The organism is Pseudomonas sp. AK-TSAG1-1, assembly GCF_056821665.1.
In genome coordinates, this window is record NZ_CM165965.1 from 2,490,427 (window position 1) to 2,511,227 (window position 20,801).

24 protein-coding genes and 1 pseudogene are annotated in these 20,801 nt (G+C 58.5%); 15 read left to right on the top strand and 10 right to left on the bottom strand.

The window, feature by feature from the left end:
* Positions 1 to 58: 58 nt before the first annotated feature.
* The 7 genes from AC1UK9_RS11210 to AC1UK9_RS11240 form a co-directional block, all read right to left on the bottom strand.
* Positions 59 to 1,060: a glycosyl transferase family protein gene (locus tag AC1UK9_RS11210; protein WP_482580067.1), complete on the bottom strand. Its 1,002-nt coding sequence runs from the start codon at positions 1,058 to 1,060 to the stop codon at positions 59 to 61.
* Positions 1,057 to 1,392: a TusE/DsrC/DsvC family sulfur relay protein gene (locus AC1UK9_RS11215; RefSeq protein WP_482580068.1), complete on the bottom strand. Its 336-nt coding sequence runs from the start codon at positions 1,390 to 1,392 to the stop codon at positions 1,057 to 1,059. Before AC1UK9_RS11215 ends, AC1UK9_RS11210 begins: the two co-directional genes overlap by 4 nt.
* Complete coding sequence (tusB, locus tag AC1UK9_RS11220) at positions 1,389 to 1,682, bottom strand: sulfurtransferase complex subunit TusB (protein WP_482580070.1); 294 nt, start codon at positions 1,680 to 1,682, stop codon at positions 1,389 to 1,391. Before tusB ends, AC1UK9_RS11215 begins: the two co-directional genes overlap by 4 nt.
* A complete protein-coding gene (gene tusC / locus AC1UK9_RS11225) occupies positions 1,682 to 2,038 on the bottom strand; it encodes a sulfurtransferase complex subunit TusC (RefSeq protein WP_482580071.1) in 357 nt (118 codons plus the stop codon). The genes tusB and tusC overlap by 1 nt, the downstream gene beginning before the upstream one ends.
* 1 nt (position 2,039) lies before the next feature.
* Positions 2,040 to 2,432 carry a sulfurtransferase complex subunit TusD gene (tusD, locus tag AC1UK9_RS11230; protein ID WP_482580073.1) on the bottom strand — a complete coding sequence of 131 codons (393 nt, stop codon included), beginning with the start codon at positions 2,430 to 2,432 and terminating at the stop codon, positions 2,040 to 2,042.
* Positions 2,433 to 2,594: 162 nt separating this feature from the next.
* Positions 2,595 to 3,299 (bottom strand): YoaK family protein, encoded by a 705-nt coding sequence (locus AC1UK9_RS11235; protein ID WP_025109021.1) that lies wholly within the window; start codon positions 3,297 to 3,299, stop codon positions 2,595 to 2,597.
* Positions 3,300 to 3,318: 19 nt separating this feature from the next.
* Entirely contained in the window at positions 3,319 to 3,648 is a 330-nt protein-coding gene (locus tag AC1UK9_RS11240; RefSeq protein ID WP_025109022.1) for a DUF6388 family protein, read from the bottom strand.
* Between the two features lie 134 nt (positions 3,649 to 3,782).
* Between AC1UK9_RS11240 and AC1UK9_RS11245 the strand changes: the two genes are divergently transcribed.
* On the top strand, positions 3,783 to 4,133 hold the full coding sequence (locus AC1UK9_RS11245) for a hypothetical protein (RefSeq protein ID WP_473015243.1): 351 nt from the start codon (positions 3,783 to 3,785) through the stop codon (positions 4,131 to 4,133).
* Positions 4,134 to 4,241: 108 nt separating this feature from the next.
* On the opposite strand, the gene AC1UK9_RS11250 is transcribed toward AC1UK9_RS11245, so the two are convergent.
* Positions 4,242 to 4,667 carry a GNAT family N-acetyltransferase gene (locus AC1UK9_RS11250; protein ID WP_025109024.1) on the bottom strand — a complete coding sequence of 142 codons (426 nt, stop codon included), beginning with the start codon at positions 4,665 to 4,667 and terminating at the stop codon, positions 4,242 to 4,244.
* Positions 4,668 to 4,815: 148 nt separating this feature from the next.
* Between AC1UK9_RS11250 and AC1UK9_RS11255 the strand changes: the two genes are divergently transcribed.
* The 3 genes and pseudogenes from AC1UK9_RS11255 to AC1UK9_RS11265 form a co-directional block, all read left to right on the top strand.
* Positions 4,816 to 5,253 (top strand): hemerythrin domain-containing protein, encoded by a 438-nt coding sequence (locus tag AC1UK9_RS11255; RefSeq protein ID WP_025109025.1) that lies wholly within the window; start codon positions 4,816 to 4,818, stop codon positions 5,251 to 5,253.
* A gap of 222 nt (positions 5,254 to 5,475) precedes the next feature.
* Positions 5,476 to 6,111, top strand: coding sequence for a lytic polysaccharide monooxygenase auxiliary activity family 9 protein (locus AC1UK9_RS11260; protein WP_025109026.1), 636 nt, complete (start codon positions 5,476 to 5,478; stop codon positions 6,109 to 6,111).
* A 43-nt stretch (positions 6,112 to 6,154) separates the two neighbouring features.
* Positions 6,155 to 7,189 (top strand): annotated as a pseudogene (locus AC1UK9_RS11265) (chitinase); the annotation flags it as partial.
* A 120-nt stretch (positions 7,190 to 7,309) separates the two neighbouring features.
* Here AC1UK9_RS11265 and pdxR read toward each other — a convergent pair.
* Positions 7,310 to 8,749: a MocR-like pyridoxine biosynthesis transcription factor PdxR gene (gene pdxR, locus AC1UK9_RS11270; protein WP_482580077.1), complete on the bottom strand. Its 1,440-nt coding sequence runs from the start codon at positions 8,747 to 8,749 to the stop codon at positions 7,310 to 7,312.
* Between the two features lie 188 nt (positions 8,750 to 8,937).
* Between pdxR and AC1UK9_RS11275 the strand changes: the two genes are divergently transcribed.
* From AC1UK9_RS11275 to AC1UK9_RS11325, 11 genes are all read left to right on the top strand, one after another.
* Entirely contained in the window at positions 8,938 to 10,479 is a 1,542-nt protein-coding gene (locus AC1UK9_RS11275; protein WP_081794839.1) for an FAD/NAD(P)-binding protein, read from the top strand.
* Entirely contained in the window at positions 10,476 to 11,687 is a 1,212-nt protein-coding gene (locus AC1UK9_RS11280; protein ID WP_482580079.1) for an MFS transporter, read from the top strand. The genes AC1UK9_RS11275 and AC1UK9_RS11280 overlap by 4 nt, the downstream gene beginning before the upstream one ends.
* A 48-nt stretch (positions 11,688 to 11,735) precedes the next feature.
* The gene (locus AC1UK9_RS11285) at positions 11,736 to 13,004 is read left to right on the top strand and encodes a pyridoxal phosphate-dependent aminotransferase (protein ID WP_482580080.1); all 1,269 of its coding nucleotides are present in this window, start codon (positions 11,736 to 11,738) and stop codon (positions 13,002 to 13,004) included.
* A gap of 132 nt (positions 13,005 to 13,136) precedes the next feature.
* A complete protein-coding gene (locus tag AC1UK9_RS11290) occupies positions 13,137 to 13,916 on the top strand; it encodes a YqcI/YcgG family protein (RefSeq protein ID WP_025109032.1) in 780 nt (259 codons plus the stop codon).
* Positions 13,916 to 14,755, top strand: a complete 840-nt coding sequence (locus AC1UK9_RS11295) for an arginase family protein (protein ID WP_482580081.1) — start codon at positions 13,916 to 13,918, stop codon at positions 14,753 to 14,755. The genes AC1UK9_RS11290 and AC1UK9_RS11295 overlap by 1 nt, the downstream gene beginning before the upstream one ends.
* Complete coding sequence (gene dapF / locus AC1UK9_RS11300) at positions 14,748 to 15,608, top strand: diaminopimelate epimerase (RefSeq protein ID WP_473015250.1); 861 nt, start codon at positions 14,748 to 14,750, stop codon at positions 15,606 to 15,608. The genes AC1UK9_RS11295 and dapF overlap by 8 nt, the downstream gene beginning before the upstream one ends.
* Entirely contained in the window at positions 15,595 to 16,557 is a 963-nt protein-coding gene (gene cysK / locus AC1UK9_RS11305) for a cysteine synthase A (RefSeq protein WP_025109035.1), read from the top strand. The genes dapF and cysK overlap by 14 nt, the downstream gene beginning before the upstream one ends.
* A 47-nt stretch (positions 16,558 to 16,604) precedes the next feature.
* Positions 16,605 to 17,759: a homoserine O-acetyltransferase MetX gene (gene metX / locus AC1UK9_RS11310; protein WP_482580082.1), complete on the top strand. Its 1,155-nt coding sequence runs from the start codon at positions 16,605 to 16,607 to the stop codon at positions 17,757 to 17,759.
* The gene (locus AC1UK9_RS11315) at positions 17,746 to 18,489 is read left to right on the top strand and encodes an SDR family oxidoreductase (protein WP_473015252.1); all 744 of its coding nucleotides are present in this window, start codon (positions 17,746 to 17,748) and stop codon (positions 18,487 to 18,489) included. Before metX ends, AC1UK9_RS11315 begins: the two co-directional genes overlap by 14 nt.
* A 46-nt stretch (positions 18,490 to 18,535) precedes the next feature.
* Positions 18,536 to 19,450, top strand: a complete 915-nt coding sequence (locus tag AC1UK9_RS11320) for an ATP-grasp domain-containing protein (RefSeq protein WP_025109038.1) — start codon at positions 18,536 to 18,538, stop codon at positions 19,448 to 19,450.
* A 106-nt stretch (positions 19,451 to 19,556) separates the two neighbouring features.
* Complete coding sequence (locus tag AC1UK9_RS11325; RefSeq protein ID WP_473015254.1) at positions 19,557 to 20,147, top strand: NUDIX domain-containing protein; 591 nt, start codon at positions 19,557 to 19,559, stop codon at positions 20,145 to 20,147.
* 1 nt (position 20,148) lies between these two features.
* Here the strand turns inward: AC1UK9_RS11325 and AC1UK9_RS11330 are convergent, their stop codons facing one another.
* Positions 20,149 to 20,664, bottom strand: coding sequence for a methylated-DNA--[protein]-cysteine S-methyltransferase (locus AC1UK9_RS11330; RefSeq protein WP_482580464.1), 516 nt, complete (start codon positions 20,662 to 20,664; stop codon positions 20,149 to 20,151).
* Positions 20,665 to 20,801 lie beyond the last annotated feature (137 nt).

Below are 20,801 nucleotides of genomic sequence, written 5' to 3' on the forward strand. Positions count from 1 at the left end.
CCGAGTCTATTCCGATGAGTTCGAACAAAAAGCGCAAAGATCGGGCGTCAATGATCGGTTAAATCGATTTGTTGCGTGCTGCCCAGTACTGTTCGGCCGTTTCGAACGCTTGCTCGCGGCTTTGACCAAGGCCGCGCAGGGCCAGGGCCATGGTCGAGATCAGGGCCATTTGCGGATAGCTGTCGAGCGCCGCGCCGCGCCACACGGCCTTGAGGTGTTCCACGTCCAGCGTGGCTGGCTTGACGTGGCGCTGGCTCGACAGTTGCGGCCATTCCTCGTCCCAGCTCTCGCCGCCAGTGGTGCCGTACAGGTGGCTGTCGGCATCCGGGTTGATCTCGATTTCGCCGCCATCGCCCTTGACCACGATCGCTGTGTCACCGAGCAGGCCGCTGGCATCGCGATGCACCGCTTGATAGCCCGGGTGGAAAATACTTTGCAGGCCACACCGCGCGCGCAGCGGATTGAGAATCCGGGCCAGCGAATGGATTGGCGAGCGCAGGCCCATGGTGTTGCGCAGGTCGATCATCTTCTGCAACGGCGGCGCCCAGTCCATCAGCGGCATGAACGCCAGGCCGCCATTGTCCAGCGCACTGCCGACTTGCTGCCAGGTGCGGCACAGCGGGATGTTCAGCTCGCCGAGCAGTTGTTCGGTGTACAGGCGCCCGGCAGTGTGTGCGCCGCCGCCATGCATGAAAATGCGCACGCCGTTTTGCGCCAGGCATTTGGCCGCCAGCAGGTACCACGGCAGATGACGTTTCTTGCCGGCGTAGGTCGGCCAGTCCAGATCGACGTTCAACGCCGGCGCCTGCAAGCGCTCGCGCAAGGCTTCGGTGAAACCGGCCATCTCCTCGGCGCTTTCTTCCTTGTGCCGCAGCAGCATCAGGAAGGCCCCGAGCTGGGTGTCTTCGACCTTGTCGTCGAGCACCATGCCCATGGCTTCCCGGGCTTCTTCACGGGTCAGGTCGCGGGCGCCGCGCTTGCCCTTGCCGAGGATCCGCACGAATTGAGCGAACGGGTGTTCGGCGGGCGTTTCGAGGGTCAGCGCTGGAAAGTCGGTCATAAGCAATTCGTCGGTTTGGGCAGGCCCGCCAGTTTCGCGGCGAGTTTGGCAGGGGTGCCTTTGAACAGTCGGTTCAGGTGCAGGCTGTTGCCTTTGTCCGGGCCGAGTTTCAGTGCGGTGTACTTGATCAGTGGACGCGTGGCCGGCGACAACTGGAATTGCGCGTAGAAGTTGCGCAGCAGTTCGAGGACTTCCCAGTGTTCGACGGTCAGTTCGATGCCTTCGGCGGCGGCGAGGGCGCCGGCGACATCACGGGACCAGTCGCTGAGGTCGACCAGAAAGCCGTCCTTGTCCAGTTCGATGGCGCGGGCGCCGACGGTCAAAGAATTCATAGCCAGCTGTTGACCTTGTCGTGGTGAATCGACAGCTCGACAAAGCCCGGGTAATCGATGGCTTTGGCCCAGTCCGGCAACTGCACGGCACGCGCCTGTGCATCTTCGGCCAACACCCAGAGTTTCACCTGACGGCTTTGCAGCGCAGTGAACGGCGCGGTGCCGGGTTGCAGGGCATACACCGCGTCGCCGGTCAGCAGCAAGGCATCCTTGGCGCCGATCACGCGCAGGCAACTGGTCAGGCGCTCGTCGCCGAACGGGGAATGAGACAACACATGCAAAGTCGACATCAGAGGGTGATCACCTGGTGGTAACGGTCAATAAGGGCGGTGATTTGCTCGGCGCCAAGTGGCTGCGCTTCGTCCAGCGACAGATCGCTCAGGCCACGCACGCTGGCGCTGTCGGCGCAATAGAACAGCTCTTCAACGCCGAACATCGGCAGCGCCTGCAGGTTGGCGCTCAGGTCTTTCTGCTGCAAGGCCTTGGCGTTTTGCCCGGCGGCCAGTTGCAGCACGCCGTCATCGAGAAACAGCAGGCCGATCGGCAGGTCGAACGCGCCACCGGCCAGCACGATGTCCAGCGCCTCGCGGGCGCCGGGGCCAGACCACGGCGACTGGCGGCTAATGATCAACAGGGATTTGGCCATGTTACGCGCCTCCGAAACAGATCAGTCGATCGGCGTCCTGCACCGCATCGTGCAACTGGCCGAGGCCGGACAGTTCCCACGGGGCGCTGACCGAGACCGCCTCACGCTGGTAGCGCTTGGCTTCTTCGCCGTTCAATGCGCCACGGCGCAAAGCGGCGGCGATGCACACCACGCCGTCCAGTTGCTGCTCGGTGATAAATGCGCGCCATTGTTTGGGCAGGTCCAGTTCGTCCTGCGGGGTAACTACCGCGTCGGAGGCGTTGTAGACGCCGTCCTGATAGAAAAACAGCCGGACAATCTCATGCCCACCGGCCAGCGCTGCCTGAGCGAACAGCAGGGCGCGGCGAGAGGAGGGCGCATGGGAGGCGGAAAACAGCGCAATGGCGAACTTCATGACAGACTCGATCAGCAAAACTGCGCTCATGATAAAGCTTTATGAAGTCATGCACATGCCCCCTGTGGGAGCGGGCTTGCTCGCGAAAGCGGCGGTTCAGTCAAAGATGTTTCGAATGACACGGCGCATTCGCGAGCAAGCCTGCTCCCGCAAGAGCGCATTTCAGCGTGGCATGTAGCCGAGTTGCCAGCGCCGCGGAATGCTCAGCGACAGCACGCCAAGCACCGCCGCCAGCAATCCGCTGGCGAACAATGCCCGAAGCCCGAAATGATGCTCCAGCACCGCGCCCAGGATCGCACCGATGAACATGCCGGTCCACGGCACCAGTTGCACCCGCCAGCCGTTCCGGCGTTCGCCGAGCATCCAGCGCCCAAGTCCTCGACCAAACCGCGATAGCGCCCCGGTCACGTAGGTCAGGCCGACCGGCAACCCGTTCACTTCCTCGACCGCGGCGTTGAGCATGCCCATCGCGACGATCGCCGCCAGCAGCGCCGGCAGTTGCGTGTCAGATGGCAACGCGGCGGCCACGCAGAGCAGGGTGGCGATGCATAGCAACAACGGCAGTGTGCGCCGCCCGCCCACACGCCCGATCACAATCCCCAGGGCATTGCCGAGCACAAACGTGGCGACAAGGATGACCAGGCGCAATGTCAGCCCCAGATCGCCGACACTGATCGCCACTGCCAGCCGTGTGGTGTTGCCGCTCATGAACGAGACGAAATCGCCGCTGGCCATGAAGCCGATGGCGTCGGTCATCCCGGCCAGTACCGAAAGGCTGGCCACCAGTGCCAGACCGATGCGCCCGCGCCATTTCTGCCGATGCAGATGCCCGGAAGTGGCGCGGTGAGTGGAGGTGGAGGGCAGCATCGATATCCTTGAGCGGTGGTTAGGGTTCCAGCCCGTACAGGTCGCAATAATCCGCCCAGCTCATGTGCGCCATTTCCGCCACTTCGCGATGCACCTCCATGCGCTGGGCCTGATACTCCTCGGGCGTTGCCGCCGTCAGCAGCAAGGTCAATTCCCAGGCGAACAGGCCTTGATTCTCAGCCTCGGCCTCGAAAGCCTCGTGCAGGCGCTCTTCACGGTATTGCGCCGCCGTTTCACCTTTGGCCTGGGCCAGCAGCGGGTTGAGATGATCGAGGGTTTCGCGCAGTTCGGGGCGTGCGTCGAGAAACAGTTTCAGGGCTTGTTCATGTCGCTGATCGGTGGGCGCCATGTGCGTTCCTTGTGAGGCTGATGACCCTAGGGTGCCGGAGCGGCCCGTGCGTGTCGCGCTATTAATGCAGTAAAGCAGAACGATTTTGCCTGTTGCGGTGATACAGTCCGCTTTTTTCTGAATGAGCGAATGCAATGCGAATTCTGATGGTAGCGCTGGCCGCGACGGTGTTGGCCGGCTGCGCGGGATCGGTAATGGACGATTCTCGCACCAAAGCCCCCTACAAGGTCCTGACCTCGGACAAACCCGAGAAAGTCGTGGCCCAGTGCGTGCAATTCGGCTGGCAGGACGAAGCGGTGTTCGGCGTGGATGCCGGGGCGTATCTGCAACCGGGCAAGAAGGGCGGGTCGACGGTTTATACCCGTTCGGCGGAATCGTTTGTTGACGTATCCACCGATGCTTCCGGGACCGTGCTCAATTACTACGCGCAGAAGGATGACTTTGTTGCCAAGCGGCGGTTGGCGGCGTTGGCGACCTGTCTCTGATCAGGCGTTGAGGCAACTGCCGTCATCGCGAGCAGGCTCACTCCTACGTTGGATTTGCGTTTGCCACCATCCTGTAGGTGTGATCCTGCTCGCGAGGAGTCCTGCGGATCAGCCGATCAACCGCTTCTGGAAATAATGGCGGCTGTGCCCCGGCGGGTAATCGATGATCTCGCCAAACTGGCTGAATCCCAGCTTCTTGTAGAATTCCGGCGCCTGAAAATCAAAGGTGTCCAGCCAGATCCCCAGGCAACGCTTCTCGTTGGCCAGTTCTTCGGCCATGGCCATCAGTCTTGAGCCAATGCCTTGGCCGCGCCCCTGTTCCGGCACTGAAAGCAACTCGATGTACATCCACTGGAAAATCACCCGGCCGTACAAACCGCCGAGAATCGCGTCGTGTTCATCCCGCACCATCAGCGCGAAAGGTTCCGACGTGGAGCCGCCGGTCTTGGCGTCGTTATAGGCAATCAGTGGCTCGAGAATGGCTTTGCGTTGTTCTTCGGTGGGGTTCTGCGACAACTCGATTCGCAACGTCATGTGCAACTTCCTTGTGAGATGAACTCGCAGCCTATCCTGTCCGGAGGGCGTGTTCCAAGTCCTTCCTCAACCCTTTGGAACCGTCGTTGATGCGCTGGGGTCTAGCCTTTACAGCGTCATTTTCGAACGCGGTTGATGAGGACCCTCCATGAACATTTTCGAAGCCCTTCGCGAAAGCCACGACCGCCAGCGCAGTTACGCCAGGATTCTGGTGCAAACCAGCGGCGACACCCCCGAACGGGTTGAGGCCTACCAGCAGCTCAAGGCTGAGCTGCAGGCCCACGAAACGGCCGAGGAGCGCCACTTCTACATCCCGCTGATGGAGTTCGACAACGGTGTCGACCTCAGTCGCCATGCCATCGCCGAGCACCATGAAATGGATGAAATGATGGAAGAACTGGACGAGACCGAGATGTCCAGCCCGGCGTGGCTGGCAATCGCGAAGAAGCTCTCGGACAAGGTCCATCACCATCTCAAGGAAGAGGAGCAGAAGTTCTTCCAGATGGCCGGCAAGTTGCTCGACGACAAGCAAAAGGAACAGCTCGCGGGCCAATACGAAAAGGAATACCAGGCACAACTGCCGTGAGCGGTGAATGGCGGTTTTTGCAGCGTTGGCGTGTAGTCTTTTAGCCATGCGTCGGGTGGGTTTTGTCGTAATAAACTGTATATGCATCCAGTATTTTCGGCGTTTTCAGCCATCAAGGGTGAATGCCTGTGACAAAACCGCCGATGGACAAAAAATCCACCTCCGTTAGCTTGAAGGCCTCTCCTCGGGAAGGAGAGTTCTTAAATCAACGGAGTGAACAACATGAATCAAGCAAATCCTGAAACCCAACTGCGACACGGTCGCGTCACCTCCCCAGCCAGCCGTGGCTCGGTCGCCATCGACCTTGGTCTGCTGGCCGGCTGGCAAGTCAACGAAATGGAAGGCGGCAAGAATTTCCCGGCACTGGCGGCCGGGCCGTTCCCGGCGCCGTATGGCTCCGACAGTGACAGCGTCACGCCGCCGGCCGATGGCTACGTCCTCAGTGGCGGCAAGGCCGATGCCCGTGATTGCGTGAACTTCACCAGCGCCGAAATGAGCAAGAAGCTCAATCGCCCATTCGAGTGGCCGCTGCTCAACGTCACCCCGGGCCAGACTCTCAAGGTCAACTGGGTGTACACCGCGCCGCACACCACCCGTGGTTATCGCTGGCTGATCACCAAGGATGGCTGGGATCCGCAGCAGCGCATCAGCCGTGCGCAACTGGAAGCACAGCCGTTCTTCGAGGATTTCTACACCCAAGTGCCGTACTACAGTCATGCGGGTGAGATGAAGGCCAAGGTCGATCACGAAGTGAAACTGCCGGCCAACAAGAAGGGGCATCACGTCATCGTGCTGATGTGGATCGTCGCCAACACGGGCAACGCGTTCTATCAGGCGTTCGACGTCGACTTCAAATAACGGCGCAACGTCGCCAAATTCACAGGTTCTGAAGGATTAGAACATGTCAAAAATCGACTTTTCATTGATGCAAAACGCGGCGGGTGACGCTGCTTCGTTAATGCCGAGCATCGCCGGCAAGAAGATCCTTATGGGCTTCTGGCACAACTGGCCGGCCGGTCCGAGTGACGGCTACCGTCAGGGCCGGTTCGCCGAAATGCCTCTGGAGGCAGTGCCCAAGGAGTACAACGTGGTCGCGGTGGCGTTCATGAAGGGCAGCGGAATTCCGACCTTCAAGCCATACAACGTCTCCGATGCCGAGTTTCGTCGTCAGGTCGGCGTGCTCAACAGTCAGGGGCGGGCGGTACTGATCTCCCTGGGTGGTGCCGATGCGCACATCGAACTGCGTGCCGGACAAGAACAGCCGCTGGCCAATGAAATCATCCGCCTGGTGGAGACCTATGGCTTCGATGGACTGGACATCGATCTTGAACAGAGCGCGATTGATTTCGCTGCCAACAAGACCGTGCTCCCGGCCGCACTGAAACTGGTCAAGGATCACTACGCAGGCCAGGGCAAGCACTTCATTATCAGCATGGCCCCGGAGTTTCCGTACCTGAACACCAATGGCAAGTACGTCGGTTACCTGCAGGCGCTCGAAGGCTACTACGACTTCATCGCCCCGCAGTTCTATAACCAGGGCGGCGACGGGGTCTGGGTGCCGGAAGCCAACAACGGCAACGGTGCGTGGATCGCGCAGAACAACGACGCGCTGAAAGAGGACTTCCTCTATTACCTGACCGAAAGTCTGGTGACCGGTACCCGTGGCTTCACCAAAATCCCGGCAGACAAATTCGTGATCGGCCTGCCGGCAAACGTTGACGCCGCCGCTACCGGTTATGTGATCGACAGCACCGCAGTGGGCAATGCGCTCAAGCGCCTGGCGATCAAAGGTCTGCCGATCAAGGGGCTGATGACCTGGTCGGTGAACTGGGACAACGGCGCCAGCAAGGACCGCGTGCCGTACAACTGGGAATTCAGTCGGCGTTATGGACCGCTGATTCACGGAGCCCGTACAGCGGCGCAGGAGACGGATGCCGCGTTGTCGCGCCTCGCCCGTTAAACGCAAATAAAGAAGCCCGGTAGCGCTGCCGGGCTTTTTTGTGCAGCCAGAGTGCTGAAGGGGCTGAGGTGAATGGCCATCGTGCGGGTCGTTTATTCAAGCGTGGTGTTCGGCGCCTTGAGTGAATGAGTTGATAAGATCCAGCAGGCAGGCAGCAGCATGGTTTATCTGCTCATCAGTGAGGGCTGCGTAGCCAATCAATACGCCCGGTTTGACCGTGTGGCTGCTGGTAAACGCCGAGACGGGTTGCAGGCAGAGGTTGAAGAGGGTCGCGCGTGCGCAGAACTCTTCTTCATCAATGCCGGCCGGGAGTGACAGCACAAAGTGCAGCCCGGATTGCTCGCCGGAAATTTCCAGATCAGGGTTTTCTCGCAGTTTGGCGATCAACAAATCTCTTCGATGCTGATACGTCTGCCGGGAAATCCGCAGGTGTCGGACATATTTTCCGGTGCAAAGAAACTGGTTGAGCGCGAGCTGGCCGAGTATGCCTGGGGTCTGCCCGGTGTCTTCGATAAGGTTGATTATTTTCTTCTGCAAGTGCCTGGGAATAACCATGAAGCCCAGGCGAAAGTTGCTGAACAGGGTTTTATTGAAGCTGCCGCAGAAAATAACCCGGTCATGTTTATCTATCGATTTGATGGCGGGAAGGGGAGCACTGCCGTAGTTGTACTCGCTGTCATAGTCGTCTTCGATAACGATCGCATTCATTTCTTTCGCCGAGGCCAGTAGTGCCTGGCGTCTTTCCATGCTCATGCAAACGCCCAATGGGGCCTGATGTGAAGGCGTTACATAAACAGCATGGACTTGCTTGATTCGAGACAATGCTTCAACGATCAAACCCGCATTGTCGACTGGAATATCGATGATGGTGTTGGCGGAGCAATTGAATATTCGCCTTGCCCAGTAATAACCAGGGTCTTCCATTGCAACTACTGCATCTTTTCCCAGTACCCGACTGATCAAGTCAAGGCAGTGTCTGATGCCGTGAGTGATCACGATGTCCTGAGGCGAACAATCAATGCCCCGATAGATCTGGATATGATCACAAATAGACTTGCGCAAGTTCTCATCGCCTCCCAGCGACGAAGCCGATACTGCGGTGGCGAGGTCTTTGGCCGAAGGTGTGCAGAGCGACTTCACATCTTTCTCTTCAAGCAAACCGGGATCGGCCAGCCTGGAAATAAACGGTACATAAGGCTGTAAGTAGGTGATTGGCGCAGGTGTTTCAGATGACCGGTCGGTATTAGACCTGACTTGCAGTTCTGGGGTTTTGGCTGCCGCGAGCAAATTGTCCGGCAATGTCGCGCAGACAATCGAACCGGCACCTCGTTTGCGAAGGATGAAACCTTCTTCGCGTAATTGATCGAAAACCGTCTCCAGAGTACCTCGGGAAACGCCCCATCTTTGTGAGAGTGTGCGGGTTGAGGGCAGTGCTTCGCCGGGCGCAAGCCGCCGCGAGCTGATGAGGTGTTCAAGGAAACGATACAAAAGCTGGTGTTTGGTGGACAGCGAATGTGAGGTCAATTCGAACGGCAAGACTAGATCGAGGCCAATTGGCCGCTTACCTCTGGTCATAGTGGTACACACCAAAATCCATTTAATGGATCTTCATCTTATCGCGGCATACAAATACGCTCAACGCCGCTCAAGCTAACGCGTTGAGAGGCGACGCGCGAGTCATTGGGGTCAAGAAAAACTGGATTGGTATAGGGATATCGTCGGCAATGACTGCTTTTGAAAAACTGTCAACACTCAATAAGACTAATCATCGCGAGCCGCAACTAAAGATTGCGATAGTCGGTGGTGGAGCAACAGCGATTAGTGTAATTGATGCGTTGCAGCGAGACGCAAAGCTGAACAATATGGATGTTGCAATTACCCTCTATGAACCCGACAAGAAAATCGGGCCTGGTCGCGCCTATCAAAACGATGGTGATTATGGCTTGATCAATCGTCAGGCCAGATTCATGTCCGTTAAAAGTGATGACCCCAAGCACTTTGTCGGATGGGTTACCCATAAATATGGCAGCGCGTTGGCGCAGCATGATTTTCTGCCACGCCATTATTTCGGTGAGTACCTGTCCGATTGTTTTGCCGAGCAAGTTGCTCTGGCACGAGAACTGAAACGTCCGATTCGCGTTATCGGGCAAAAGGTCACCAGTTTGTCGATGCATGATGATAAAGCGGTCGTGGGCATCGAAAACGGGCCGCAGCAGGTGTTTGACCGTGTGATTCTGTGTATCGGTACAGCGGAGCCGGCGGATATCTTCTCGTTGGCCTGTTCCCAGAACTACATTGGCAACCCTTATCCGATGTGGACAAAGTTTTCCGCCATTGGTGTTGAAGACCAGGTGTCGATCATTGGTTCCAGTCTGTCCGCAGTCGATGCCGTCCTGGCTCTGAACGCCCAGGGGCATCGAGGGAAGATCGTCATGTTGTCGCGCAATGCATTGCTGCCGGCGGTCCGCATGCCGCATCACGACTTCTCCTACAAGGTCATCACCCGAGATCGAATCGAAGAGCTTCGCGATGACGAAGGGCTGATTTCCTGGTCGAAGTGGCTTGGCCTGATCACCTTCGAAATGACGGCGCAAGGCGTCGATCTGGAAAAACTCAAGGCCGAACTGGCACCCGGCCAACTGCCGTTCGAGCGGCTTGAGCGCCATCTGCAAGCCTCGACCAATGGCGACAAGTGGTTGTCCATCCTGATCGATATCGCCAACGATTACGTCGAACTGGCCTGGGACAGTCTGAGTGCCGCTGACCGCCGCTTTTACATGGCCAACTATCACTCGATCTTCATGAGCCTGTGCAATCCGATGCCACCGGCCACAGCCAACAAGTTGCGCAACATGCTCGAAGCCGGGCAACTGGTTATTCGTCCGGGCCTGAAAGAAGTGGAACTGTGCCCTGATGGCGGTTTCGTTCTGAATTACCAGGCAGGGGCCTGTCATTCGGACTGGGTCATCAACGCCACGCGATCTGAAACAGGTGGAGTAGGCCAGGCCGGGACCGAGCTGGTGTCGTCGATGGTCAACAATGGCGTTGCTCAACACCACCCGTTTGGCGGCCTGCATGTGTCTTTCGGTTCGCACAAGGTGATCGACCGCAGCGGCAAGGCCAGCGATGTCATTTATGCCCTGGGACAACTGGCGGCAGGCAACCACTACTACACCAGCTCGTTGGCGATGATCACGCGTCAGATCGACCGGGTTCTGCCGCACTTGTTGACGAGTGATCAATACCTCAAGGAGCTTTCTGCGTGAAATCCAGCAGTCCCGGAATCCTGTTGCCTGCCGCACTGTTGGCAGCTGTAATTGTGCCGCAGCTTGGGCTCGGCCTGATGACTCCCACCGTTGCAAAACTGGCCGAGGAGTTTCGAGTTCCCCAAGAAGCCATTCAGGAAACATTCGTTGTTTACATGGTCGGGTATGCGTTGTCCGTGGTATTGGCAGGAATTCTTGCCGATCGTATCGGCCCCCGCCGCGTACAACTTTCGGGGTTGCTGATTTGCGCTGCCGGTTGCGTGCTTGCCGCGTTCTCGGATTCTTTCTACCTGTTTGCGATCGCGCGTTTCATGCAGGCCCTGGGCGGCTGTGTGGGGACGGTAACCACGCGGCTGATTGTGAAATCGAACTACCCGGAAAGCGGGCGGCTTCGAATACTCACGACCCTGGCCTCGGCCATCGCCCTCACACCGTGTATCGCACCGTTGTTAGGCGGCTTGTTACTGCCGACGATGGGATGGCGCTGGATGATGGGCGGCGTGGCGGTCTTCAATCTTGGCGCGTTGCTGCTCTTCTGGCGCGTCGAGACATCCCCGGGCGCGAGCGATTCGACGGGACGGAGCATCATTGCCGTCTACGCCGATAACTTCAAAAACACCGATTATCTGATTTATGCAGCCGGCATCAGTCTGGTGTGGATGAGTTACTTCGTCTTTTTGTCGTGTTCGACTTACGCGCTGCAGACCGAACTGGGAATGTCCAGCATCGGCTACGGTGCGGTGATCTCCCTGTGTGCGGTCGGTTATGTCGTTGGCAGTACGCTGGCGCGTGCATTGAGTACCCGGTGGGCGTTGAACGAAATCCTGTTGCTGGGGAGCCGGGTGGGCATGGTCGGTTGTATTTTGCTGGCCATTTTGTTGTCGGTGTTTGGCAGTGTGTTGCCAGCGCTGCTGCTTCCGATGGTGTTCATTCTGTTGTCGGTCGGCATGGTGATTCCTGCGACTCAGGCTGGGCTGTTGAAGAGTGTCAGCCGCGATATCGGTATTTCCTCGGGACAGTTTTTCTTTTTCCAGATGGCGGCCGGCGCGGGTTACGGGTTGTTCGTCAGTTCGTTTCCTGAACTGGGTGTTCGTGCCCTGGCACTGTTTATCGCGATTCCCATCGTCGTGCTGTTTGTCTTCCTGAATATGTCGCGGGCGCTGTCGAAGTCTGCGCCCAAGGAATTGAAAACAGTCTCTCGGACCTGATGATTGTTGTTGCCGCGGTCCTGATAAAAACAACAAGGAAGTTTGATCGTGCAGTATCTGAAATCGCTGAAACTGAACAGTGTGTGTTATGACATTCGTGGCCTGGCACTCGAGCAGGCCAAAAAGATGGAGGAGGATGGCCAGCGCATTCTCAAGTTGAACATTGGCAATCCGGCCCCCTTTGGTTTCGAGGCACCCGACGAAATTCTCCAGGACGTGATCCGCAATCTGCCGACAGCGCAAGGCTACAGTGACTCAAAAGGCTTGTTCAGCGCGCGCAAGGCGGTCATGCAGTACTGTCAGCAGAAACAGATCGAGGGTGTCGGCATCGACGACATCTATCTGGGTAATGGCGTCTCCGAACTGATTGTCATGTCGCTGCAGGCGTTGCTCAACAACCGGGATGAAGTCCTGGTGCCTGCACCGGATTATCCGTTATGGACCGCCGCGGTCAGTCTTGCCGGTGGCAACGCGGTGCACTACAGGTGCGACGAGCAGCAGGACTGGTGGCCAGACCTTGACGACATCCGCGCGAAAATCACCTCCAATACCCGCGCGCTGGTCATCATCAACCCCAACAATCCCACGGGCGCGGTGTACCCCAGAGAAGTACTGCTGGGGATGCTGGAGATTGCGCGCCAGCACAACCTGGTGGTGTTCTCCGATGAGATCTACGACAAGATTCTCTACGACGAGGCCGTGCACATCAGCACCGCCTCGCTCGCGCCGGACTTGCTGTGCCTGACCTTCAATGGTTTGTCCAAATCTTACCGGGTGGCCGGCTTTCGCTCCGGTTGGTTGATTATTTCGGGGCCTAAACACAACGCGGCCGGCTACATCGAAGGGATCGACATGCTGGCGAACATGCGCTTGTGCGCCAACGTGCCGGCACAGCACGCGATCCAGACCGCGCTGGGTGGCTATCAGAGCATCAATGACCTGGTGTTGCCCCAAGGCCGCTTGCTCGAACAGCGCAACCGGGTACATGCATTGCTCAACGATATTCCCGGCGTCAGTTGCGTCAAGCCGATGGGTGCGCTGTACGCGTTCCCGAAAATCGATCCCAAGGTCTGCCCGATCATGGATGACGAGAAGTTTGTCCTTGAGCTGCTGATGTCGGAACGCTTGCTGGTCGTTCAAGGCACCGCGTTCAACTGGCCCGAGCCGGACCATTTCCGTGTGGTGACGCTGGCAGCTGTTCCGGATCTGGAGGATGCCGTGGCGCGGATTCATCGATTCATCAGCCGTAAGTCGGTCAAAAACCTGAGTACTCGCCGTGCGTTGAATAGCGCCCGGGATCTGTGGCCAGTGTTCTGATTCAAACAGCAATCAAGTAATCAAGTTGTCGGTGCCAGACGCAAGTTTGTGGCAGGCGTGTCAGCGGCGCGCGTCAGGCTGGATGCCACGCTCGGCCATCTTTCCAGGTTGTGCAGCATAAAGGGAATTAGTATGCGGAACTTTGATGTGCAAGTTTCTTATCGAGTCATGCTCTCTCAGGATGATGTAAAACATCGCGGGGCCGATTGGGAGAAAGATGCCTTGGGCGAGTTGGCAGAGCGACTTGAGGCAGGCTCTGATTTTCCCTGCATCTTTTCGAAAAACGCGTTCAAGAAGTCGGCGATCAAGTTTGTGTTTGTCGAAACGCTGGATGCAACAGGCCTGGCAAAACTGGCCGAAGGTTTGAAAGAGTATGTAACGCTTTCCAGAACCTGGAGCGGTTCAATCGAAGACGCTTATCCGCTCATCGTGTTTTTCGCAACTGAGGCCATTAGCGCCGATACCGCCCAGGCCTATCACTCGGCCGGGTGGGGCGTGCTGCAGAGCCTGCATTGGCTGGACGAAAGTCCCTGGCCGGAAAGTGTCGATGTCGATCCGGAGTCTCCGTTCTGGTCGATGTGCTTCGCTGGCATGCAACTGTTTGTGAATATGAGTTCTCCGGCACATCAACAACGCAAGAGCAGAAACCTGGGGTCAAGATTTGCGCTGGTGATTAATCCGCGTGAACGCTTTGATGTGTTTGCCGGCGATACTGTGGGTGGACGTAATGTTCGGGCGAATATACGTAAACGCATCCTTAAATATGATTCGGCGCCCCACGCTTTGCAATTAGGCGGTTTTGGATCTGGCGCCAAAGAGTGGTGGCAATACGGTTTGATTGAAGAAAATGCAGAACGCACGGATGTTTGTCCATTCAAACATTCCAGCCATAAAAATAAAGAGGAAGCCTGATGTTCAAGTTGATTGTATCCAACGGCAGGGTAGCGGACCGAACTGCCTTTACACGCATCGGTGCATTGAAAGCCGCTTCGGCACTCGAAGAAAAGTACGCGGTAGCGCCGCTGTATGTCGGTAACGCAAAGTGCGAACCGGCAGCCGATGACTGGACGGTCAGTCTGCCAGCCGGGCGTGAGCAGATTGATTCACTGCACCGCGCCGTGGCCTGCGCGCTGGAGCAAGAGCAGCTCACTGTGGTCATCAATGGAACCTGCCCGGCCAGTCTGGGCAGCATCCCTGCCGCAGCCCGGCAATACCCTGACCTGTGCCTGTTGTGGGTTGATGCCCACGGCGATTTCAATATCCCGGCGACGACCGACACGGGCTACCTTGGCGGGATGGTGGTGTCTGCGCTGTGCGGTCTCTGGGACAGCGGCTGCGGCGCGGGCATACGCTCGGAGAACGTGGTGCTTTTGGGCGCTCGCGACATCGACGCGCAAGAGCGCCAACTGTTGAGCGCCCATAACGTGCGCACGATTGCACCGCAGGACGCCACTGCCGAGAACGTGCGCCGCGCCATCGGACAATCGAAAGTCTGGGTGCACATCGATTGGGACTCCCTTGAGCCGGGTTATGTGCCAGCCGACTACGCGGTGCCCGGCGGCCTGCTGCCGCAACAACTCAGCTCGATTCTGGGAGCAATTCCGCTCGAGCAGATCGTGGGCCTGGAAATCGCCGAGTTCAATGCCTCCTGCGATGCCGCCACGGCCCAGCGTGCGACGAACTACATCATCGATATCGTCGACCCGATTCTGTCCAAGACGCACCTTGAAGCGAGCGTGTGTCATGCATAAACACACCGCCGATACTGGGCGGCTGCGTTTCAGCAAAATGCACGGCGCGGGCAATGACATGATCATTCTGGATCTGCGCAATGCACAGGATCCGTCGCGCGAGCTGTGCAAGTACCTGGCGAATCGCAATAAAGGGATCGGTGGCGATATGGTCCTGGGCGTCAAGGCGCCGCGCAATCCGTTGTCTGTCGCCTCGTTCGATATCTGGACTGCACAGGGCGAGTCGTCCCGGCAATGTGGCAATGGCGCGCGATGTGTGGCGGCATGGCTGGTACGTGCAGGCGTGACTGACGCGTGCGAGTTCACCCTCGACAGTCCTTCCGGGACCCATCGGGTCCGGGTCATGGAGGGTGGCAATTATCAGATCAGCATGGGCGCGCCGAACTTCTCGCCCGCTGCAATACCGGTCTTCGGCTTCACAGAGCCGCAGGCGGATTATGAGGTCGAAGTCGCCGGGCAGAACCTTGTGTGTGCCGCCGTATCGATGGGCAATCCCCACGCGGTGATCGATGCCCAGGACAAGGATTACCCAATCCCGGCTGTCGGCAGCGCCCTGCAAAACTCCGGGTATTTCTCTCCAGACGTCAACGTCGGGTTTGTACAGCTGGAGTCGCGAAACAAGATAAAACTCAAGGTTTACGAATACGGCGCCGGCGAAACCCTGGCTTGCGGCAGCGGCGCGTGCGCGGCTGTCGCGGTGTTGGCGCGCGCCGGACGGGTCGACCGTTCGGTCGATGTCGAACTGCCCGGCGGAACCCTTGGAGTGACATGGGAGAGTGATTTGTCCGCGATGTATCTCTCCGGCCCTGCTGAATTCGTATTTGATGGAGAACTCGCTCATGCCGTTGTATGAAAGCATTCTGGACACGATCGGCCGTACGCCAATCGTCAAGTTGCAAAGACTCGCCCCGGAACACGTCACCGTCTATGCCAAGGTTGAGTCGTTCAATCCCGGTGGTTCGGTCAAGGACCGGTTGGCACTGGCCGTGGTCCTCGATGCCGAGGCCAAGGGGCTGCTCAAGCCTGGCGATACGATCGCCGAATGCACCTCCGGTAATGTCGGGATTGCGCTGGCGATGGTGGCAGCCGCACGTGGCTACAACTTTGTGGCGGTGATGTCCGACAGCTATTCCATGGAGCGGCGCAAACTGATTCGCGCCTATGGGGGCAAGGTCCTGCTGTTTCCTGCCCACCTGGGCAGCAGCGGCGGCAATCAGTTGGCCGATGAGCTGGCGCAGAAATTCGGCTGGTTCAGGTCCCGGCAGTTCGATAACCCGGCCAACCCTTCCTATCACCGCGAAACCACCGCTGCGGAAATACTCGGCGATTTTGCCGGTAAACGGCTGGATTACTTCGTCACCGGTTTCGGCACCAGCGGCACGCTGACCGGCGTCGGCCAGATGCTGAGACTCGCCCGGCCGGCGGTGCAGATCGTGGCAGCGGAGCCGGAAAACGCCGCGCTGCTGTCGGGCGGTACCTGGGGCGTGCATCAGATCCAGGGGCTGGCGCCCAACTTCACGCCGACCATCATGGACAAGACGGTCATCGATACCGTCCTGACCGTGAATGAGTATGAAGCGCGCGATACGTCTCAACGGCTGGCCAGGGAAGAGGGCATTTTTGTCGGTATTTCTTCCGGGGCCTCGGTTGCCGCAGCGCTGAAAATTGCCGAGACCGCGCCGGCAGGTTCGGTGCTGCTGGCCATGCTTCCGGACACCGGTGAGCGTTATCTCTCGACCTTCCTGATGGACGGCATCGCCGAAGGTTCCGACGATGACTGGCTGCAATCGCTCGATCAGTAACAGGGAACGGTTACTTCGCAGAGCACCTGTTCTAAGGGATTGGCATCATGGTGGAAACTCTTCCGGCAGCAGCAGATTACATAGCGTTCACGCGCCCGTTTCCAATGCACCGTGGTGGTGTACTGGAAGATCTCAGGCTGACGTATGAGACGTTCGGGCAACTGAATGAACGTCGCGACAACGTCGTTCTGATCCTCCCCGGCATGTCGGCCAACAGCCATGTCTGCAGTGTCGCCCGCGATCCTGAGAGCGGCTGGTGGGAAGACTTTGCCGGCCCGGCCAAGCCGATAGATACAGACCGCTGGTTCGTGATCTGTTTCAACTACCTGGGCGGTTGCAAGGGAACGACCGGGCCGATGTCCATCGACCCGAGGAGCGGCAGACCTTACCGGTCGCGTTTTCCCGAGCTGGCCATCGAAGACATCGCTGACACGATCGTCATGGCCATGAAGGCGTTGGACATGGATGAAGTGGCCTGCCTGATCGGTACCTCGATGGGCGGCATGTGCGCGCTGGCCCTGTTGACCCGGCATCCGGGTTTCGTCCGGCATCACATCAACCTCTGCGGCGCCGCCAGTTCGCTTCCGGTGTCCACGGCCTTGCGGTCATTGCAGCGGGAAGCCATTCGCAGTGACCCGCTCTGGGCCGGTGGCGAGTACTCGCCGGATGCGCGGCCGATTCACGGGATGACGCTCGCCCGCAAGATGGGCCTGCTGAGTTATCGCTCCGGCGCGGAGTTGAATCGCCGATTTGCCCGCCCGGATGAGTCGGCAGGGAAATCCGCGGGCACGGCTCACGACTTCGAAGTTGAGGATTATCTGCAAGCCAATGCCTGTCGATTCGCCCGGGACTTCGATCCCAACAGTTATTTGCAACTGAGCCGCGCGATCGACCTTTATGCCTGCCTGAAAAGCCCCCGGGGCGGTTTTCAAACTGTAGGCCTTGAGCAGGTTCTGGTGGTGGGGGTCGAGAGCGACACGTTGTTTCCTGTTGCCCAACAGCAACACATCGCCCAAGGACTCGGACAGGATGGCGCGCAGGTGACCTTTGTCCGGCTGGATTGCCGTGACGGGCACGATGCCTTTCTGACCGATCTGCAAGCGTTCGGGCCACTGCTGGAAAATTTCATGAATCGTATTGGCTCCGTCCTTCCTGCGGGCAGGGCGGAGCGTCGCCTGGAGTTGCACGATGAACGATTTTGACAAGGTTGCATTGGTGACCGGCGCCAACCGTGGCATCGGTTTCGAGGTGGCACGCCAACTGGCCGGTGAGGGGGTGACGGTCGTGCTCAGCGGCAGGGATTATCAGGCTGTCGCGCAGGCCTGCGATACGCTGGTCGGCATGGGTCTGAAGGCCTTTCCGTGCCTGCTGGATGTCACGGATGAAGACAGCATCGCCTCGGCGGCCAAACTGCTGGAGGCGCGGTTCGGTCGGCTCGACATCCTGATCAATAACGCCGCGATTCGCATCGAATCCTACGGGTTGAACCCTTCGCAACAGCCACTCGAACAGTGGCGACAGACGTTTGAAACCAACCTGTTCGGCATGGTCGCGGTGACGCAGCACTTATTGCCGTTGATTCACAAATCCCCGGCCGGACGCATCGTCAACGTCTCCAGCCTGCTGGCATCGCTCACCACTCATACCGACGTTGATTCGTACGCCTATTCACCGATGTTCAAATCCTTGCCGGGGTATAGCGCCAGTAAAAGTGGCGTGAATTCGTGGACGGTGCACCTGGCTTACGAACTTCGCGACACGCCGATCAAGGTGAATGCGGTACATCCCGGTTATACCAAAACCGGCATGAATGACGGTGCCGGTGATCTTGAGGTGCAGGAGGGCGCGCGGACCAGTGTCGCGCTGGCAATGATCGGCGCCGATGGCCCCACGGGCACCTACCGGCATCAGGACCGCGTCATCCCCTGGTGAGTCAATGGCGGTTTTTATTCTTGTTGTTCAGTAGAAGGGATTCTTCATGATTAAGCTTGCACTCGTCACAGATAAGCCGAACCTGCACATCGATTACGACATGCCGCCATTGCTCCAGGCTTGCGAGCAACTGTCGATCAAGGCCGATGTGTGCTTCTGGGACGATGAGTCAATCGATTGGGCGGCCTACACCGCCGTGTTGATTCGCTCACCGTGGGATTGCATTGAAAACCTCGACGCGTTTTTTGCCTGGTGCGACAAGGTGCACGCACTGACCTGCCTGTTGAACGTGCCGTCAGTGGCCCGTTGGGGATTGAACAAGTTGTACCTGAAGGACATTGCTGCGCGCGGCGTGCCGATCATTCCCAGCGTGTTCCTGGCGCCTGACGATACTCCCGAAGGATTTCTGGCGGACTTCCTGCGGGCGAACAGCGACAGCCATGAGTTTGTCGTCAAGCCGACCATCGGTTCGTATTCGCGCGGGGTCAAACGGTTTGTCCGCGATGACAGCGCTGCGGCGCTGGCGCATATCCGTTCGCTGCAACAGCGTGGTTCGCATGTGATCATCCAGCCGTACATCACCACCATCGACACGTATGGCGAGACGGACCTGACGTTCTTCGATGACACGTTCAGCCATTCCATCCGCAAGGGCGCCATGCTCATGGCGGACGGCACGGTCAACGTTCCGACCCCCGAGTTTCGCCAGCCGCGGGAGGCGGATGCCGAGGAGCAGGCGGTGGCGCTTTCCGCGCTTGTGGCGTCTGCGCAGGTGTTGGGTCTGGAGTTGCCACTGCTCTATGGCCGGGTCGATGTGATCCGCGATTATGCCGGCCGGCCGATGATCATGGAGATGGAAATATGCGAGCCGTCGCTCAACCTGCCGTTTCGGGCTGACAGTGCGATGAACCTGATCCAGGGCGTGCTCAAGCGCATCGATCGGCATTTGGTTGATCTGTGAAGCCACGCTGACGCCCGTAAACAAGCCCGGCTGCACTGCCGGGCTTTTTTTGTGGGCGCGATTATTCGACTATGGGGGCTTTGCGATGACAGAAGGATCATGCGTCATGTCCGACACAGCCAAGCGGGTCAACATTGTCGACACTCAGGTGTTGTCCCACGACTGGTACCTGTTGAAAAAAATCACCTTTGACTACCTGCGCAACAATGGCGACTGGCAGCGCCAGACCCGTGAGGTCTACGACCGTGGCAACGGTGCAGCGATTCTGCTGTTCAACCGCGACAAGCGCAGCGTGGTGCTGACCCGACAGTTCCGGCTGCCGGTATTCGTCAATGGCCACGATGGCTTGTTGATCGAAGTGGCGGCGGGGCTGCTGGAAGGTGCGGCGCCGGAACAGCGGATCCGCGACGAGGCCGAAGAGGAAACCGGCTACCGCGTGCATGAGGTGAAGAAGGTGTTCGAGGCCTACATGAGCCCTGGCTCGGTGACCGAGAAACTGCACTTCTTCATCGCCGAGTACGACGCGAAGTCGAAGGTCAGCGAGGGTGGTGGCCTGGAAGAGGAGACCGAAGAACTGGAAGTGCTGGAATGGGCTTTTGATGACGCGTTGGCGGCGTTCCATCGCGGCGAGATCTGCGACGCCAAGACCATCATGCTGTTGCAGTATGCGGCAATGAATAATCTGTTCAGTGCCTGAGTCAGAACAGATCCCCGGTTGTGCCAATCGCTGACCACTGGCCACCCTCCAGCGTCAGCAAGCGCTCCTTGGCCTCAAGCCCTACGGCAAATCCGGTCAACTTCCCCGACGCGCCGATCACCCGATGACACGGCGCGACAATGGAAATCGGATTGCGCCCGTTCGCAGCGCCCACCGCTCGCGAGGCGGATGGACTGCCGATCTGTTCGGCGATCTGGCTGTAGGTGCGGGTTTCGCCAAAGGGGATGGTCAGCAGCGCAGCCCAGACCTTCTTCTGAAAATCGGTACCGACGAAATCCAGCTCCAGATCGAAGCAGTCGCGGTTGCCGGCAAAATATTCTTGCAACTGCCGAGCGGCTTTCTGCAGGAACGGATCGTCCGGCGCTTGCGTCATCGGCCCGAGGCGCACCCGGCCTGGTTTATCGTTTTCCCAGAGGATGGCCGCCAGTCGTGCGCCGTTCGCGACCAGCTTCAATTCGCCGACCGGTGAGGGTAGGGTGATGAACGTGTAAGGCATGGGCAGAACTCCGGTTCGGCACGGCAAGAGCGCCCAGCATACTGCCTGATCGAGGAGGCGCAAATCGCAATAGCGACCATACTGCTTGTTGCTTTTGAAGCGTTCCCGTCTGTCCTGCACAGAATCCAAAAACAATA